The 15,307-nt window shown below is 62.7% G+C and carries 16 protein-coding genes; 12 read left to right on the top strand and 4 right to left on the bottom strand.

Translation table 11 applies throughout. The features are described 5' to 3' along the window. Positions 1-54 precede the first annotated feature (54 nt). Genes IMW75_RS24320 through IMW75_RS24265 form a run of 12 tightly spaced genes read left to right on the top strand, consistent with a single transcriptional unit; the run spans position 55 to position 9,057 of the window. Entirely contained in the window at positions 55-1,761 is a 1,707-nt protein-coding gene (locus IMW75_RS24320) for a GspE/PulE family protein (RefSeq protein WP_045058822.1), read from the top strand. Then, entirely contained in the window at positions 1,742-2,545 is an 804-nt protein-coding gene (locus IMW75_RS24315) for a hypothetical protein (RefSeq protein ID WP_205893973.1), read from the top strand. Before IMW75_RS24320 ends, IMW75_RS24315 begins: the two co-directional genes overlap by 20 nt. Position 2,546: 1 nt before the next feature. Then, on the top strand, positions 2,547-3,092 hold the full coding sequence (locus IMW75_RS24310; protein WP_045058820.1) for a PilN domain-containing protein: 546 nt from the start codon (positions 2,547-2,549) through the stop codon (positions 3,090-3,092). Then, positions 3,079-3,627: a GspMb/PilO family protein gene (locus IMW75_RS24305; RefSeq protein ID WP_045058819.1), complete on the top strand. Its 549-nt coding sequence runs from the start codon at positions 3,079-3,081 to the stop codon at positions 3,625-3,627. The genes IMW75_RS24310 and IMW75_RS24305 overlap by 14 nt, the downstream gene beginning before the upstream one ends. After that, complete coding sequence (locus IMW75_RS24300; protein WP_045058818.1) at positions 3,627-4,145, top strand: hypothetical protein; 519 nt, start codon at positions 3,627-3,629, stop codon at positions 4,143-4,145. The genes IMW75_RS24305 and IMW75_RS24300 overlap by 1 nt, the downstream gene beginning before the upstream one ends. Continuing rightward, on the top strand, positions 4,142-5,974 hold the full coding sequence (locus IMW75_RS24295; RefSeq protein ID WP_045058817.1) for a type II secretion system protein GspD: 1,833 nt from the start codon (positions 4,142-4,144) through the stop codon (positions 5,972-5,974). The genes IMW75_RS24300 and IMW75_RS24295 overlap by 4 nt, the downstream gene beginning before the upstream one ends. A gap of 2 nt (positions 5,975-5,976) precedes the next feature. Further along, positions 5,977-6,450, top strand: coding sequence for a type II secretion system protein (locus IMW75_RS24290; RefSeq protein ID WP_205893972.1), 474 nt, complete (start codon positions 5,977-5,979; stop codon positions 6,448-6,450). A 4-nt stretch (positions 6,451-6,454) separates the two neighbouring features. Continuing rightward, positions 6,455-6,829 (top strand): type II secretion system protein, encoded by a 375-nt coding sequence (locus IMW75_RS24285; protein ID WP_045058815.1) that lies wholly within the window; start codon positions 6,455-6,457, stop codon positions 6,827-6,829. Then, positions 6,804-7,343 carry a type II secretion system GspH family protein gene (locus IMW75_RS24280; RefSeq protein ID WP_205893971.1) on the top strand — a complete coding sequence of 180 codons (540 nt, stop codon included), beginning with the start codon at positions 6,804-6,806 and terminating at the stop codon, positions 7,341-7,343. The genes IMW75_RS24285 and IMW75_RS24280 overlap by 26 nt, the downstream gene beginning before the upstream one ends. Further along, positions 7,340-7,732, top strand: coding sequence for a curli production assembly/transport protein CsgE (gene csgE / locus IMW75_RS24275; protein ID WP_045058813.1), 393 nt, complete (start codon positions 7,340-7,342; stop codon positions 7,730-7,732). Before IMW75_RS24280 ends, csgE begins: the two co-directional genes overlap by 4 nt. Next, entirely contained in the window at positions 7,729-8,163 is a 435-nt protein-coding gene (locus IMW75_RS24270) for a curli assembly protein CsgF (RefSeq protein WP_045058812.1), read from the top strand. The genes csgE and IMW75_RS24270 overlap by 4 nt, the downstream gene beginning before the upstream one ends. Before the next feature lie 27 nt (positions 8,164-8,190). Further along, a complete protein-coding gene (locus tag IMW75_RS24265) occupies positions 8,191-9,057 on the top strand; it encodes a CsgG/HfaB family protein (protein WP_045058811.1) in 867 nt (288 codons plus the stop codon). Between the two features lie 439 nt (positions 9,058-9,496). Here IMW75_RS24265 and IMW75_RS24260 read toward each other — a convergent pair whose 3' ends face one another. Genes IMW75_RS24260 through IMW75_RS24245 form a run of 4 tightly spaced genes read right to left on the bottom strand, consistent with a single transcriptional unit; the run spans position 9,497 to position 15,123 of the window. Then, positions 9,497-10,945: a curlin gene (locus tag IMW75_RS24260; RefSeq protein ID WP_045058810.1), complete on the bottom strand. Its 1,449-nt coding sequence runs from the start codon at positions 10,943-10,945 to the stop codon at positions 9,497-9,499. A gap of 27 nt (positions 10,946-10,972) precedes the next feature. Then, positions 10,973-11,434, bottom strand: coding sequence for a curlin (locus IMW75_RS24255; RefSeq protein WP_205893970.1), 462 nt, complete (start codon positions 11,432-11,434; stop codon positions 10,973-10,975). Between the two features lie 60 nt (positions 11,435-11,494). Then, positions 11,495-13,741: an Ig-like domain-containing protein gene (locus IMW75_RS24250; RefSeq protein WP_205893969.1), complete on the bottom strand. Its 2,247-nt coding sequence runs from the start codon at positions 13,739-13,741 to the stop codon at positions 11,495-11,497. 35 nt (positions 13,742-13,776) lie between these two features. After that, positions 13,777-15,123 carry a hypothetical protein gene (locus IMW75_RS24245; RefSeq protein WP_205893968.1) on the bottom strand — a complete coding sequence of 449 codons (1,347 nt, stop codon included), beginning with the start codon at positions 15,121-15,123 and terminating at the stop codon, positions 13,777-13,779. Positions 15,124-15,307: the final 184 nt, after the last annotated feature.

The following is a 15,307-nucleotide window of genomic DNA, read 5'->3' as shown; positions in this document are numbered from 1 at the left end:
TAACTGCTCGCCGCGTCGACAGGGCTCAAAGCCCCCGGCGTTGGAGAGCATGCCATGGACCGTCTATCCCTAGCCGTAGAACCGGCGCTGTTGGACACCGTACCGTCGCGTTTTTCCAGTGAACAACTGGCCCAGGCCCGCTCCCGCGCGGCCACTTCCGGCGAACGGGTGCTGGAAGCGCTTGGGGTGTTGTGTGAACTGGCCCCCATGCCGTTTATCGAATGCCTGGGCACCACCCTGCATTACCCGGTGCTCGACACCGACACGCTATTCAAGGCCACCCCGGTATTCGACCGGGTCACCCTGGCCCAATGCCTCAAGCGCGAATTTATCCTGCTGCGTCACGAAGAGACGGTCATTGGTGTGTTCGCCGACCCCTTCGACAGCGCGCGCCTGGCCTGGATCGACGACTGCCTGCACGGCGCGCCGCTCTATCTGGTGCACGCCGACGACCTCAAGGCCTACCTGGCCCGCCACGAGGAAAGCTTCCATGCGGTTGAATCGCTCAATGCCCAGGCCGACTCAGGGGTGGAAATCGACAAGCTGCAGAGCCTGTCCCTGACCAGCATCAGCGAGGACGCCAGCGTCGTGGTCAAGCTGGTCAACTCTACCCTTTACGACGCGCTGAAGATGCACGCCAGCGACATCCACCTGGGCACCACCGGCAGCGGCCTGGTGATCAAGTACCGCATCGACGGCGTGCTCAACAACATCAGCAAGATCCAGGGCACTGAGTTCGCCGAGCAGGTGCTCTCGCGGGTCAAGGTTATGGCTGAACTGGACATCGGCGAAAAACGCGTGCCCCAGGATGGCCGTTTCAAAATCGGTATCAGCGGGCGGCAGATCGACTTTCGGGTGTCGATCATGCCCAGCATTTTTGGCGAGGACGCGGTGCTGCGGGTACTGGACAAACAGGACCTGGCCGACAAGGTCAGTGGCGTGCAGTTGCAGGCCCTGGGCTTTGAAGACGAAACCCTGCGCCAACTGCGCCGCCTGGCGTCCGAACCCTACGGCATGGTGCTGGTGACCGGCCCCACCGGCAGCGGCAAGACCACCACGCTCTACGCCATGATCACCGAGATCAACCACGGCGTGGACAAGATCATCACCATCGAAGACCCGGTGGAGTATCAACTGCCGGGGGTGCTGCAGATTCCTGTGAACGAGAAGAAGGGCCTGACCTTCGCCCGGGGGCTGCGCTCGATCCTGCGCCACGACCCGGACAAGATCATGGTCGGCGAAATCCGTGACCCGGACACTGCGCAGATCGCCGTGCAATCGGCACTCACCGGGCACCTGGTGTTCACCACCATCCACGCCAACAACGTATTCGACGTTATAGGCCGTTTCACCCAGATGGAAATCGACCCCTATAGCCTGGTTTCGGCGCTCAACGCGGTGCTGGCCCAACGGCTGATCCGCCTGGTCTGCGCCAGCTGCAGCGCGCCACATTTTCCCACTGACGACGAGCTGCACCTCTCGGGTCTCGACCCGCAGCAGGTGACCGATTTCCACTTCGTGCACGGCAAGGGCTGCGGCCACTGCCGGGGCACCGGGTATCGCGGGCGTACCGCGATCGCCGAGCTGCTGCACCTGGACGACGAACTGCGGCAGATGATCGTCGAGCGCCAGCCGATTTCGAAAATCAAGGCCCATGCCTGCAAACGTGGCTTGCGCCTGCTGCGCGAGTCGGCCCTGGAACTGGTGCAGGAAGGGCGGACCACGCTCGAGGAGATCAATCGTGTCACTTTTGTCTCGTGATCGTTTTGTCGCCGTACTCGGCGCCAGTGGCGTTGGCCTGGGCCGGCGCCAGGGCAGCGACATCCTGTGGCTGGGCAGCGTCGGTTTCATCGACGAAGGCTTCCATGCCTGGGCCGTCGCCCTGGAAACCCTCGACCGCCTGCTGGGCGAACATGCCGCTGCCGGTGCGCAGTTGAGCGTGGTCGTGTCGGGGCACTTCAGCCGCTTCTGCCTGGTGCCGTGGAGCGATCAGATCAACAGCCCCGAGGAACTGCGTGGCTTCGCCCAACTGTGCTTCGAAGACCTTTACGGTGTGCCGACTCAGCCCTGGAACCTGGTGTTGTCGGCCGAGCCTGCGGGTTACGACCGTATCGCTGCCGCGCTGCCGCAGGACCTGCTCGAGCGCCTGCGTACGCTGGCCAGCGCCCGGGGCCTGAAGCTGCGTTCGGTGCAGCCCTACCTGATGGCCGCTTTTAATCACTTCGATTCGAGCTTTGACGCCGGCGATTTTCTCTTCGTGGTCGCCGAGCCGGTGCGCAGCGTGTTGCTGGTGGCGCGGGAAGGGCGTTGGGCGTCGGTGCGTTCGGTGGGCAGCAGTGACAGCGATGCCGCGCTGGCGGCGCTGATCGGTCGCGAAAGCCAGCTGCAAGCCTCCACCAGCGACCGCCCGCTGAATGTTTACCTACATGCGCCGGCACGCATCGATTCGCACCCCGAGGTGCCGGGTGTTCACCTGCGCACCCTTGAAGAGGACCGGACAGTCGTACGCGACAGCCTGTACGTCATGTCCCGGGCGGTGGCCTGACATGCGCGCCCTGATGCTCGACTTCCAGCCACGTCGCCGTTCCGGTCCCTTGGGCTGGAGCCTGCTGGCCGCCGGCGTGGTACTGGCGCTGACTTGCGTGGCGCTCGGCCAGCACGTCAGCGACCAATCCAGCCAGCAGCAAGGTCATCTGCAAACGGCCCAGCGAGTACTGACCGGCGACACGGGTACCAAGCTCAGCCTGACCCCGGCGCAGATCCGCGAACAGGCGCAAAACCTGGCCGAAATGCGCAAGGTCTCGCAGCAATTGCGCCGCCCCTGGGAACACCTGTTCGCCACCCTGGAAAGCATGCCCCGGGACAACATTGCCCTGCTGACCCTGACCCCCGACGCTCGCAAGGGCCAGGTACGCATCACTGCTGAAGCGCGGGACCTGGAAGCGATGCTCGATTTCCACCGGCGCCTCGAAGCCAGCGACGAGCTGTCCGATGTGTCGCTGCTGAGCCACGAAATCGTCGCCAACGTGCCGGAGCATCCGGTGCAATTCAACCTGTCGGCTACCTGGGAGATCGGCGATGCAAATCCCTAGATTGATCGTCCACGAATACCTGCAAGGCCTCGGTGTGCCCGGGCTTGCCGGGATTGCCCTGGTGCTGCTGGCGCTGGTGTATGGCCTGGCAGGTTTGCTGCCGGACTGGCAGTCGCTGCAACAGCTCAGCCAGCAGACCCGGGAAGCCGGCGAATACCTGGCCAAGGTTGAAGAGGGCAGCGTGGCTGCGCCAGTGGTGCCGCAGCGCCAGCTCGATGACTTCCGCAGCAAGCTGCCGTCACAGCCCCAGGCAACGGTTGCCATCGACAAGATCTACGCCCTGGCCGCCCAGGAACGTATCACCCTGGCCCGCGGTGAATACTCCCTGGGCATCGATCCCAAGACCCACCTGGCGCGTTATCAGATCCTCCTGCCGGTGCGCGGCAGCTATCCGCAACTGCGGCGCTTCCTGCACGCTTTGCTCGGCCAGCTGCCGGCCGTGGTGGTAGAGGACGTGGAGTTCCAGCGCAAGAAGATCGCCGACACCGACCTCACCGGGCGGATCCGCATGACCCTTTACCTGTCGAGGTCGTGATGAAAAGCCAACGCGTAGTGGGCTGGCTGGCATTCCTCGGGGTTGCCGCAGCGCTCACCTGGGGGAGCGAGTTCTTCCAGTCGACTGAGGAGGGCGACGACACCGTCGCTGTTGTAGGCAGCCCGGCCAAAGCCAGGGTTAGCGGCGCATTGCCGGCTGCACCCGCTGCTGGCAAACCCGTGCAGATCAAGGACCTGAGCCCGGCCGGCGACCTGTTCGCCGCCCGCAGCTGGAAAGCGGCGCCGACCCTCGCCGTCGTCACCGAACAACCCGTCAACGTCACCCCGGTGGTGCAAGCCCCTAGCGCACCGCCCATGCCTTTCCAGTTCGTGGGCAGGCTGGATGACCGTACCGATCTGCAGGTATTTCTGCAGAACGGCGAAAAAATATACGTCGTGCGCAAAGGGGACGTGATCGACGAAACGTGGCGGATCGAGGGCATTTCCGATGTGGAACTGAGCTTCGTTTACCTGCCTTTGCATTTGTCTCAGACGCTGTCTGTGGGGAGCACGCAATGAACCGATCCCGTTTGCTGATAAGCCTTGTCTGCCTGTGTGCAGGATTGGCCGCGTGCAGTTCCGCGCAGGTAGCCAAGCAGGAGGCATCCGACCTGATTGAGTCGGGACAGTACGAAGCCGGCCTGGCCCGAATCGAGGAAGGCCTGCGCGAAAATCCGCGTGATACCGAGCTGCACCTGGCCTTGAACAGCAGCCGCGCCCGGGCGGTGACGGCGCTGCTGACCCAGGCCGACATGGACCGCGCCCAGCGTGATTTTGCCTCCGCCCGCATGGGCTATGGCCGGGTACTGACCATCGAGCCGAACAACCGGCGCGCCCAGGAATCCCTGAGCCAGCTTGAACACATGCGCAGCCAGGATGAAAAACTCGAGCTGGCCCGGGGCGACCTGCGCCGTGGCGACATCTACGCCGCCGACCGCCAGGTCAAGCAGATCCTCGAGCTGGACCCGAAAAACGAAGGCGCCCTGGAGCTGCAAAGCAGCATCCGCCTGGTGCAGAGCCGTAACGTCGTGCAGTACCCGCAGCTGCGCACTCGCCTCGATCGGCCGGTGACCCTGGAGTTTCGCGATGCCAACCTCAAGACCATCTTCGAAGTGCTGTCCCAGGTCGCCGGGCTGAATTTCATCTTCGACAAGGACCTGCGCCCGGACATGAAAGCCACCATCTTCGTGCGTGACGTGCGCATCGAAGACGCCGTGGCACTGCTGCTGCAACAGAACCAGCTGCACCAGAAAGTGGTGAACGAAAACACCCTGCTGATCTACCCCGACTCGCCGCAGAAGCTCAAGGACTATCAAGAGCTGGTGATGCGCACTTTCTACCTGACCAGCATCGATGCCAACACCGCGCTGAACATGATCAAGACCATGCTCAAGACCCGCGACGTGTTCGTCGACGAACGCCTCAACACCCTGACCATGCGCGACAGCGAAGACGCGATTCGCATGGCGGAAAAACTCCTGCAATCGCAAGACCAATCCAACCCCGAAGTGGTGCTGGAAGTGGAAGTCATGGAGGTCGCTCGCCAGCGCATCCTCGATCTCGGCTTGCAGTGGCCCAATACCTTTGGCGTGCTCACCAGTGACGGCCAGGCGGTGTCGGTGCTCGACCAGCTCAGAGGCATCAACTCCAGCCGGATCTCGATTTCGCCTTCGCCCCAAGCCAAGATCAACGCCCAGGACAAGGACATCAATACCCTGGCCAGCCCGGTGATTCGGGTCAGCAACCGCGAACAGGCGCGCATCCACATTGGCCAGCGCGTGCCGATCATCAGCGCCACTTCGGTGCCTTCGACCCAGGGCCCGGTGATTACCGAAAGCGTGACCTACCTGGATGTCGGTCTCAAGCTCGAAGTGCAGCCCATCGTGCACCTGAACAACGAAGTGGCGATCAAGATCGCCCTGGAGGTCAGCAACGCGACCCCGCTGGAACCGACCCGCCAGGGCACCATCCCGGTTCAGGTTGACACCCGTAATGCCCAGACCACCTTGCGCCTGCACGACGGCGAAACGCAGATCCTCGCCGGGCTGGTGCGCAATGACCATGGCAGCAACGGCAACAAAATCCCCGGCCTTGGCGATATTCCAGGCCTGGGCCGCCTGTTCGGCAGCAACCGCGACGACGTCAGCAAATCGGAGCTGGTGCTGTCCATCACCCCGCGCATCGTGCGCAACCTGCCATATCAGAGCCCCTCGGACATGGAGTTCCCTACCGGCACCGAAACCAGCATGCACATCCAGGCCCCGGACCGCTCGATGGACACCGCGATCCGCACCGAAACCATGGGCACGCCGGTGGTCGCCACCCGTGTCGTCGTCGAGAAGCCTTGATCATGAACGCCTCGCAACGCGGTTTTACCCTGATCGAAGTCGTGGTGACGCTGGCCCTGATCGGCCTGCTGGCCTGCATGGCCGCGCCGCTGACCGAGACCGTGGTGCGCCGGGGCAAAGAGCAGGACCTGCGCACCGCGCTGTACCAGATTCGCGATGCCATCGATGCCTACAAGCGCGCATTCGATGCCGGCTACATCGAGAAGTCGCTGAACAGCAGCGGCTACCCACCGAACCTGCAAGTGCTGGTGGAAGGCGTGCGCGATGTGCGCAGTGCCAAGGGCGCCAAGTTCTACTTTTTACGGCGCATTCCTCACGACCCTTTGGCGTCGGTCAAGCGTGACGACGAGGGCGGTTGGGGTTTGCGCGCCTATGACAGTTCGGCCCAGAACCCGCGTGAGGGGGAGGACGTCTTTGATGTCTATTCCCAGGCTCGCGGCAAGGGGCTCAACGGCGTCGCCTATAGGGAGTGGTGAAATCATGCGTCGGCAAAAGGGATTTACCCTGCTGGAATTGATGGTGGTCATGGCAATCATCGCAACCCTGATGACCATTGCCTTGCCCCGTTATTTCAACAGCCTGGAAACATCGAAAGAGACCACCCTGCGCCAGAGCCTGTCGGCGATGCGTGAGGCGCTGGACCACTATTACGGCGATACCGGGCGTTATCCCGACTCCATCGAGCAACTGGTCGAGCAGCGTTACCTGCGTAACCCACCGATGGACCCGATCGTCGAGCGCAAGGATGCCTGGGTCATGGTCGCGCCGCCGGAGGGTGTGGCGGGCGGTGTTGCCGACATCAAGAGTGGAGCCACAGGGAGGGCACGTGATGGCAGCCTTTATTCCGAGTGGTAGGCCGTCCGCAGAGGGCGGTTTCACCTACCTGGGCGTGTTGTTCCTGATCATGGTCATGGGCATGGGCCTGGCCAGCGCCGGCGAGCTGTGGTCGACCGCATCGCGGCGTGACCGCGAGAAACAGCTGCTCTGGGTCGGCACCCAATATGCACAGGCGCTGCGCAGCTATTACCGCATTTCGCCGGGCCTGGCGCAGTACCCCAAGGAGCTCGAGGACCTGTTGGACGACCAGCGTTTTCCAACGCCCAGGCACCATATCCGCCAGCTCTATCCAGACCCGATCGGCGGCGGTGAGTGGAGCCTTCAACGGGGCTTCGATGGACGCATCACCGGCCTCAACAGCCCGTCTACCGACAAGCCGCTCAAACAGGTCGATTTCCCCAGCCAGTGGTCCGACTTCACCGGCATGGGCAGTTACAAGGACTGGCAGTTTGTCGCAGAGAAAGCCTTCCTCGATGGCGCGTCGGGTCCGGCTAAAGGTCAGTCCAGCGCACCCGGGGCGTTGCAGCCATGAACCGCCAATGGCTGGCCGCCATGGCCCTGGTGCTGGTGCTGCCGTTCGCCTCGGCAGGGGAAGAGGACGAAATGATGGGCTTCATCGTCGATGACACGATCTCGCACATCGGCCACGAATTCTACTACTCGTTCAGTGAACGCCTGCGAGCCACCAGCCCGATGGATTTCAACCTGGTGGTACGCGAACGACCTTCGGCACGCTGGGGCAGCCTGGTGACCGTGGAATACCAACAGAGACTGGTTTACCGGCGCTTTCTACCGCCGAATACCGTGGAGCTCAAGGACGAGGCTTATGACGCCGCCGACTGGGTTCGCGGACAGATTGTCCAGCGCAAGCTGGAAGCCTTGTTGCAAGACACCACGGACCTTGAGAGGGACGAATTATGAAGACGACATTGTTTTCGCAGCGCAGCGGCCTCGCGTGGGCAGGCATGTGGCTGCTCGGGATTACCAGTTGCGGTGTGGTCCAGGCCACTGAACTGGTGTACACGCCGGTCAACCCCTCGTTCGGGGGCAACCCGCTGAACGGCACCTGGCTACTTAACAACGCCCAGGCGCAGAACGACTACGACGACCCGGACCTCAAGGATCGCACCGCGATCGCCGGCACCTCGGCCCTCGAGCGCTTCAGCAGCCAGTTGCAATCGCGCCTGCTGGGGCAGTTGCTGGACAACATCTCCACCGGCAACGCGGGGAGCCTGTCCACCGACGCTTTTATCGTCAACGTCATCGACGACTCGGGCGCACTGACCATTGAAGTGACGGACCGAGCGACCGGCGAAATTTCGGAAATCCTGGTGAACGGCCTGGCTCCTTGAGCCAAGGACTGATGGGGAGTAACGGACATGAAAAAAATAATTGTGCTAGGGATGCTGTTGGCGGCCTTGCAGGGTTGCAGCCTGCGCGAACCGATGCCGGCCGAGCAGGACAGCGAAACCCCGACCCTGACACCCAGGGCGTCAACCTACTACGACTTAATGAAGCTGCCGCGTCCCAAGGGCCGCTTGATGGCCGTAGTCTACGGTTTTCGCGACCAGACCGGGCAGTACAAACCCACCCCGGCCAGCTCCTTTTCCACCAGCGTGACCCAGGGTGCGGCGAGCATGCTGATGGACGCCATGCAATCCAGCGGCTGGTTCGTGGTGCTGGAGCGTGAAGGGCTGCAGAACCTGCTGACCGAACGCAAGATCATTCGCGCTTCGCAAAAGAAACCGAACACGCCGATGAACATCCAGGCGGAACTGCCGCCGTTGCAGGCGGCGAACATGATGCTCGAAGGCGGCATCATCGCCTATGACACCAATGTGCGCAGCGGCGGGGAAGGGGCCCGTTACCTGGGCATCGACATCTCCCGCGAGTATCGGGTCGACCAGGTCACCGTCAACCTGCGGGCGGTGGACGTGCGCAGCGGCCAGGTCCTGGCCAACGTGATGACCAGCAAGACCATCTACTCCGTGGCCCGCAGTGCGGGAGTGTTCAAGTTCATCGAGTTCAAGAAACTGCTCGAGGCCGAAGTGGGCTACACCACCAACGAGCCGGCGCAGTTGTGCGTGTTGTCGGCCATCGAATCGGCGGTCGGCCACCTGTTGTCCCAGGGCATTGAACGCAAAATGTGGCAGGTCGCCGGCGACAACTCGGCACCGCCACAGAACGAAACCATGGAACGCTACCTGTCGCAGAACCGCGTAGTACCGGAAGGCGAGGAAGAGTAACCGAAGCAGCCCCAGTCTTCCCTGACCCCACAGTCACAGTACTGTGGGAGCAAGCCTTACCCGCGATGATAGAGTGTCAGCCAACACATCTTTCAACTCAAAGACCATCGCGGGCAAGCCTTGCTCCCACGCGAATTTGCAGTGCACACGCGACTCCTACGCGACCAAACTGTAGGAGCTGCCAAGTGAAACGAGGCTGCGATCTTTTGATCTTGGTGGTGGCTCAACCAGATCAAAAGATCGCAGCCTCGTTTCACTCGTCAGCTCCTACGGTCAGCTCCTACGGTCAGTGCCTACATTCAGCTCCTACATTGAGCTCCTGGAGAATGGTCTGCCCTCCAAAAGTCATGATTGATGTTCGACATTTTGGGGCAGACCAGAACCGCGCAAGCAAAAAAACCGCGACCTTCAGGCCGCGGTTTTGGTACCCCCCTATCAGTTATTGCTGCAATACAGTCGCCTGGTTAGCCCCCCCAAACTGCTGCACCGTCGCCATCTGCGACACGCCGCTCTGATCAACATTGGCAATGTTCCCGGTTCCGCCCTGGGTCACATATGCCACGTTCATGCTGTCTGCCTGTTTGACGGTGATCTGGTTGTCACTGCCATACATCTGTGTGGTGAATGCCTGGTTGCCGCTGCCCGACTGGTCGAACTCGCTGCTGTTGCCGGTGCCGGTGGAGGAACCCTGGATCAGGTTGGTGGTGCCGCGCTGGTCGGCGATGAGGATGTTGTCGGTGCCGTTCTGGTCGAAGTACAGCTCGTTGTAGGACTCGGCCTGGCTGACCGTGGTCTTGTTGCCCAGGCCGCTCTGGTTGGTGGTCATGATGTGACCCGCGCCGGTCTGGGTGAAGTTGGCGATGTTGGCATTGCCGGTCTGGTTGACGGTGGCGCGCTGGTTGGTGCCGAACTGGCCACCGGATTGTGGGCCTTTCCAGTTGCTGGCGTAGACCTTGTTCTCGTTACCTACGGAGCTGGCATTGAGTACGTGGCTGTCGCCGCTCTGGTAGGTGAAGTGGATGTTGTTGGTGCCTTGTTGGTACAACGCCAGGGTCGAGCCGATGGATTCGAACTGGTCGGCGTAGAGGGCGTTGAGGTCGCCGACTTGCACGACCTGGGCGTAGTTGTTTTGCCCAAAGCTCTGGTCGACGATGGCTTCGTTGGCCTGCCCGTATTGATCGACGATAACCTGGCTGGCGGCTTGACCGAACTGCCAGACTTCACTGCCGTTCATGTCGCCGAACTGGCTGATGGTCACGGTGCCGCCAACGCCGCTGCGCTGATCGCCGTAGGCATAGTTGTCGCCGCCATTCTGGTTGATCGCAATTTGGCCTCCCGAGTGACCGACCTGTTCGGCGGTCCCATAGTTGGCGGTGCCGTACTGCACCACGGTGGCGACATTCGCATCGCCCACTTCCATCTGTTCGATGTAAGCCACGTTGCTGTCACCGTTTTGAAAGGTCTGGCCCGAGGCGCCTTGCTGGCTGTCCTGGTAAATGAACGAAAAGTTGCCGTTACCCTGTTGCTGTTGCAGCGCTTCGTTGCCGGTCAAGCCAACAGACTGGCTGGCATGGGTGTTGTTGAACGTACCCACCTGCCGTTGCACGATGGTGCTGCCGTCCTCGAACAGTTGCTCGGCATAGCCGGCGTTGTAATCACCGACCTGATTCTGGTCGATGCTACTGCTTGCAGTGTCCTGCACCGCCATCGCGTCGTTACCCTGGCCGAACTGCTGCTCGGTTGCGGTGCTGAACGGGGCCTGGGTCTGCTTCACATTGGCGATGTTGGCATCACCGAATTGTCTCTGGGTCGAGACACTGTCGTCGGCCATGGCCTGGGCACTGACAATGACCAGGATGGCGGCGGTGAGGGGCGTCAGTTTGAACATGATGAAACCTCCGGGTAGTGCAGTGCTTTAGCGATATTGTTTGACCGAAACGCTCATGCCATTACCCGACTGGGTGACGGCGCTGGAAAGCCCCGTGCCGGCCTGGTCGATGGTGGCGTCGTTGTTGTTGCCGTTCTGGGAGATCTGCGCGCGGTTGTGGCTGCCGGTCTGGGTGATGCCGGCGTTATTGCCCGAACCTTGCTGGGTGATCAGGGCCATCAGGTCGTTACCTTGCTGAAGAATGAACGCCTCCTGATTAGTGCCCGACTGGACGATGCTGCCGAGCAGCGACTGGCCGTTCTGTTGCAGCAGCGCAACGTTGGCCTGGCCGTTCTGGTCGATCAGCGCCTGCTGGCCAACCGGCGGTGGCAGCTCGCCGAGGTCGGTGGCGGGGGCCAGGTCGTCGTTGTCCATCAGGTCGTCTGCGCGCGCACCAGCGCCACTGCAGAGCAGAAGCAGGCAGAGCAGGGCGGCGGTCGACGTTTTCATGGCGTTGTCCTGTGAGAAGAGGCTCGCCCCGTCAACTCGAGGAGTTGACGGGGCGAGGGCTCAGTTCGCCGTCACCGACACCGTACGCACGGTGCCCTGGGACGAGGTGATGGTGGCTGTCGGGTTCGCCGACGGGATCACCGTGGTGCTGTTGCTGACCGTCAACCGCCAGCGACCGGTCACCGGCACCGTGGTGGTACCCAGGGTCACCAGCCCCGTCGGGGTGCTGACCTGGACGGTGATGGTGTTGCCGGTGATCACCGAGCTGGTGCCGGCAAAGTCCCAGGTGAAGCGGTTGTTGGAGCGTGCCGACACCGTGGCCGTGGTCACTGTGAAGTTCTCCGCCGCAGGCCGTGGCGAGACTTGCACGGTGACCGTCGCCGGGGCCGCTGAGACAGCACCGAAGCTATCCCGGACGGTGTAGGTGAAGGTCGTGGTGAAAGCCGTGGTCACGGTGGCCGGTGGGGTGTAGGTCAGTACCGTGCCGTTACTGGTGACACTGCCGCGAGTCGCTGGTGGTTGGGTGAAGCCGGCGATTGCCAGCGGCAGGTTGCCTTCCGGATCGGTATCGTTGGCCAGCACGTTGATCGGCACTGCCACGCCCAGGGTGGCGATGGCGTCGTTCACCGCCACCGGTGCCTGGTTAGGCGCAACGGTGATGGTCACGGTCGCCGGAGCGGTGGAGGCCAGGCCTTTGATGTCTTGGGCCTTGTAGGTGAAGGTGGTGGTCAGCGGGGCATTGACCACCGCAGGGGGGGTGTAGACCACTGCAGTTGCGCCGCTCAATGCCACGGTGCCCTGGCCCGCAGCCGGTTGGGTCAACGCTGTGATGCTCAGCGGCACGTTGCCGTCGGGGTCACTGTCGTTGGTCAGCAGGTTGAGGGTGATGGGTACGCCGAAGCTGGTGCTGCCACTGTCGGCGACGGCCAGCGGAGGCTGGTTTTCGCCGGCGTTCGGCGCGCTGCCGACCACCACGACTGGCTCGGTGTCACTGCCGCCGGCCGCGGATTTTACCGTCACCGTGGCGGGCGGCTGAGTCAGGTCGGCAATGGTGATTTTCTGCAGGGTGCCTGATTTCGACAGGCGTCCGTAGCCTTGCGCGACCATGTCCGGAATGGCCACTTCATCGGTGGAGGTGGCCTCGATCAGCAGGCTGTGGTTAGACCAGTTGTAGCGTGCGGTCTGGATTTTCACCACGTCGGTGAGCTTGCTCGATACGGCTGTCGGCCGGGTAGTACCTGCCGGGTTGGAGGCGGTGACCACTATGACCGGAGGCACCGGCCCAATGGCCTGGCGTTGACCGAAGAATAGCCCGGTGTTGTCCCCAAGCAGGGTGGTCTGGCAGGGCGACAGCGGTGGTCCAGGAACCAGCGCCACGCTTTCTCGGAAGCACAGGGACGAACCGTTGCCGGCCTTGGCGAACACTTCGACGCGCACGTTGCTGCTGCCACCTGAGGTGGTGCGCCGGTAAGTCGCGCGGTCCAACTCGACCGGAGTTTGCGCACGAGCGTCAAGTACCTTGCCTGCCACGGTGAAGAGGTTGGTCTGGATGGTGCCCGCAGGCCCCGTGACCCGCAGGAAGTTGGTATCGTTCGGGCTGCCGGTGACTTGCTCGGTTAGGTTCGGGTCGCCGACGAAGGTTTCCACGCCACCAGTGTCCGGGTTCACCTCGGTATAGGGGCCGTTGATGCTGCGCAGGAATGGGCCTATGGCGCCATTCACCGCACCGGTGAAATTGCCCGGTGCGCCGATGCCGATGTCGCGGGTGATGTTGATCGCACGACGGCCAGGCGCCGTCACGTTGACCGTTTCCACACCGTAAGGGTGGGTGATGGTGTAGACACCCGCCGTGGGAATGTTCACCCGGATGCGAATCCGCGCAAAGCTTTGCTGGTCGCCATCGACGGGGTTCTCTGAAGCGAATGCCGCTTCGATCCCGGCCACGTAGGCGTCTACGCCATAGCCGGCGCCGTTATCGGGGATTGCGGTTTCGGCGAGAAACCAGAAGGCTTCCGGTGGCCAGTTGTCCGGGAATACCATGGGTTGGGTGTCATCGTAAATACCCGGTTCCGGCAGCAGGGTGCACATGTAGGCCGGCGGTACCGAGGCCGGCACTCGCGAGCTGGCGGCCCGGGACTGGCACAGTTCCATCGAGAGTTGATTGTTGTCCTGGTACCACATGGGGAATTTCCCCGTGGCAAAGGTATAAGGGCCCGGGTCGACGGCGGCGAGTTGCGCGAACGCGCTGCCGGACAGCGATAGAGTCAGTCCCAGGGCGTTGAGCGCCAGGCGTGGCCAATTGTTCATGATGCCTCCTGATGAGGATCTGGGCATGTGAGCGTTCATTGCACGATGACCACTTCTTCGGTGTCGCTGCCGCCATTGGATGACGTCACACGAACCCGGGACGGTGGAATCGGCGAGATACCGGTGGCCAGGGTTTTCACCGCGCCTTCGCCGCTGAGGGCGCCGATGGCGGCACCACTGCCTGACGTTGCCGTGAGCACTGGCGGCGAGGTTTCATCGCTGGTGGAGGCTACGAGGGTCAGTTGCCCGGAACTCAGGCTGTACTCGGCCCGCTGGATCACCACCAGGTCGGTCAGAGCCATGGGCAGGGTGGTCGGCGTGCTGCTGGGAATGGCCAGGTGGTTGTCGGCGGTCACTTGCAAGGTGGTCGGCAAGGTCGGGTTGGCCGACGACTGCGCGTACCAGTTGCCGGTGGTGTCGGCTTCACTCAGGTTCAGGACCGGGGTGCTGCTGGAGAGGGTCACGCTCGCCGGTGGCGGTGGCGCCATCACGAACACGTCCTGCTGGGCCACCGGCGCGCTTTCACCGGCGGTGCGTGAGTAGGTACTCCGCTGGGCGATCATGGGCGTTGGGCGAACCACGGTCGACAGTTTGCCCGAGATCGAAAACAGCGTTGTACGAAGGTCCAGGCCGTTAGGGCCTTCGATGCGCACGAAGTTGGTGTTGAACGGGCTGCCGGTTACGGCTTCGGTAAGGTTGGGGTCGCCGACGAACTGTTCGGCGCTGCCGGTCAGCGGGTTGGTCTCGGAGTAGGGGCCGTTGACGCTGCGCAGGAAAGGCCCGACATCGCCCTTGAGGGCGCCGTCATAGGTTTTTGGCGAGCCGATGCCGATGTCCCGGGTCATGTTGATCGCACGCCGCCCGGGGGTGTCGATGTTGAACACATCGACGCCATAGGGGTGGGTGATCACGTAGGTGCCGGCGAGGGGCACGTCGACGCGAATCCGCACCCGGGCAAAGCTGACCTGGTCGCCTTCCATCGGGTCTCCGGCAGCGAAGGCCGCTTCAATGGCCGTGCCAAATGACAGGTTAATCCCCCGTGCGGCGTCGACGATTGCCGTGTCGGCGGTAAACCAGAAGGCTTCGTCCGGGAAGTTGCTGGGGAAGACGATGGGCTGCGCATCGTCAAACACACCGGGGGTGGGCAGCAGGCTGCACATGTAGGTCGGCGCGCCCGGCGCGCCGGGAACCCGCGAACTTACCGCCTTGGACAGGCACAGGTCGAGGGTTCGACCGTGCGTGTCCTGATACCAGGCGGCGAAGCCACCGTTGCCAGGTAGATAGGGTCCGGGATCGACTGCAAACAGCGCCGCCTGGGCGACGCCTTGAGCCAGAGCACTGACGACCAGGGCGGCCGCAGTTTTGGACAGTAAAGGGTGCATGAGTATTCCCTCTATTGGAGACCTGTCCCCTGGGGATGGGTCAGTTGAGAGGGGTTTCGGCAACTTCCGTACCAGAAAGCGAAAATGCCCCGCATAGGCCCGGCGCACGGGCGTGCAGGTGAGAGAGGGCGGCGTCTTGCGCAAAATCCCATCGGGCCCCAGCCCCCAGAGTTGGGGGTAGATG

This window comes from Pseudomonas gregormendelii (assembly GCF_017114825.1).
Taxonomy (GTDB): Bacteria; Pseudomonadota; Gammaproteobacteria; order Pseudomonadales; family Pseudomonadaceae; genus Aquipseudomonas; species Aquipseudomonas gregormendelii.
Note: the sequence above shows the minus strand (reverse complement) of the source record. Positions and strands in the feature narration are given on the sequence as shown.

Coding starts and splice junctions, on each gene's coding strand:
- IMW75_RS24305 (WP_045058819.1), top strand. CDS start 3,079: ATGCAAATCCCTAGATTGATCGTCCACGAATACCTGCAAGGCCTCGGT.
- IMW75_RS24270 (WP_045058812.1), top strand. CDS start 7,729: ATGAAGACGACATTGTTTTCGCAGCGCAGCGGCCTCGCGTGGGCAGGC.
- csgE (WP_045058813.1), top strand. CDS start 7,340: ATGAACCGCCAATGGCTGGCCGCCATGGCCCTGGTGCTGGTGCTGCCG.
- IMW75_RS24265 (WP_045058811.1), top strand. CDS start 8,191: ATGAAAAAAATAATTGTGCTAGGGATGCTGTTGGCGGCCTTGCAGGGT.
- IMW75_RS24320 (WP_045058822.1), top strand. CDS start 55: ATGGACCGTCTATCCCTAGCCGTAGAACCGGCGCTGTTGGACACCGTA.
- IMW75_RS24260 (WP_045058810.1), bottom strand. CDS start 10,945: ATGTTCAAACTGACGCCCCTCACCGCCGCCATCCTGGTCATTGTCAGT.
- IMW75_RS24245 (WP_205893968.1), bottom strand. CDS start 15,123: ATGCACCCTTTACTGTCCAAAACTGCGGCCGCCCTGGTCGTCAGTGCT.
- IMW75_RS24300 (WP_045058818.1), top strand. CDS start 3,627: ATGAAAAGCCAACGCGTAGTGGGCTGGCTGGCATTCCTCGGGGTTGCC.
- IMW75_RS24310 (WP_045058820.1), top strand. CDS start 2,547: ATGCGCGCCCTGATGCTCGACTTCCAGCCACGTCGCCGTTCCGGTCCC.
- IMW75_RS24295 (WP_045058817.1), top strand. CDS start 4,142: ATGAACCGATCCCGTTTGCTGATAAGCCTTGTCTGCCTGTGTGCAGGA.
- IMW75_RS24250 (WP_205893969.1), bottom strand. CDS start 13,741: ATGAACAATTGGCCACGCCTGGCGCTCAACGCCCTGGGACTGACTCTA.
- IMW75_RS24290 (WP_205893972.1), top strand. CDS start 5,977: ATGAACGCCTCGCAACGCGGTTTTACCCTGATCGAAGTCGTGGTGACG.
- IMW75_RS24280 (WP_205893971.1), top strand. CDS start 6,804: ATGGCAGCCTTTATTCCGAGTGGTAGGCCGTCCGCAGAGGGCGGTTTC.
- IMW75_RS24255 (WP_205893970.1), bottom strand. CDS start 11,434: ATGAAAACGTCGACCGCCGCCCTGCTCTGCCTGCTTCTGCTCTGCAGT.
- IMW75_RS24285 (WP_045058815.1), top strand. CDS start 6,455: ATGCGTCGGCAAAAGGGATTTACCCTGCTGGAATTGATGGTGGTCATG.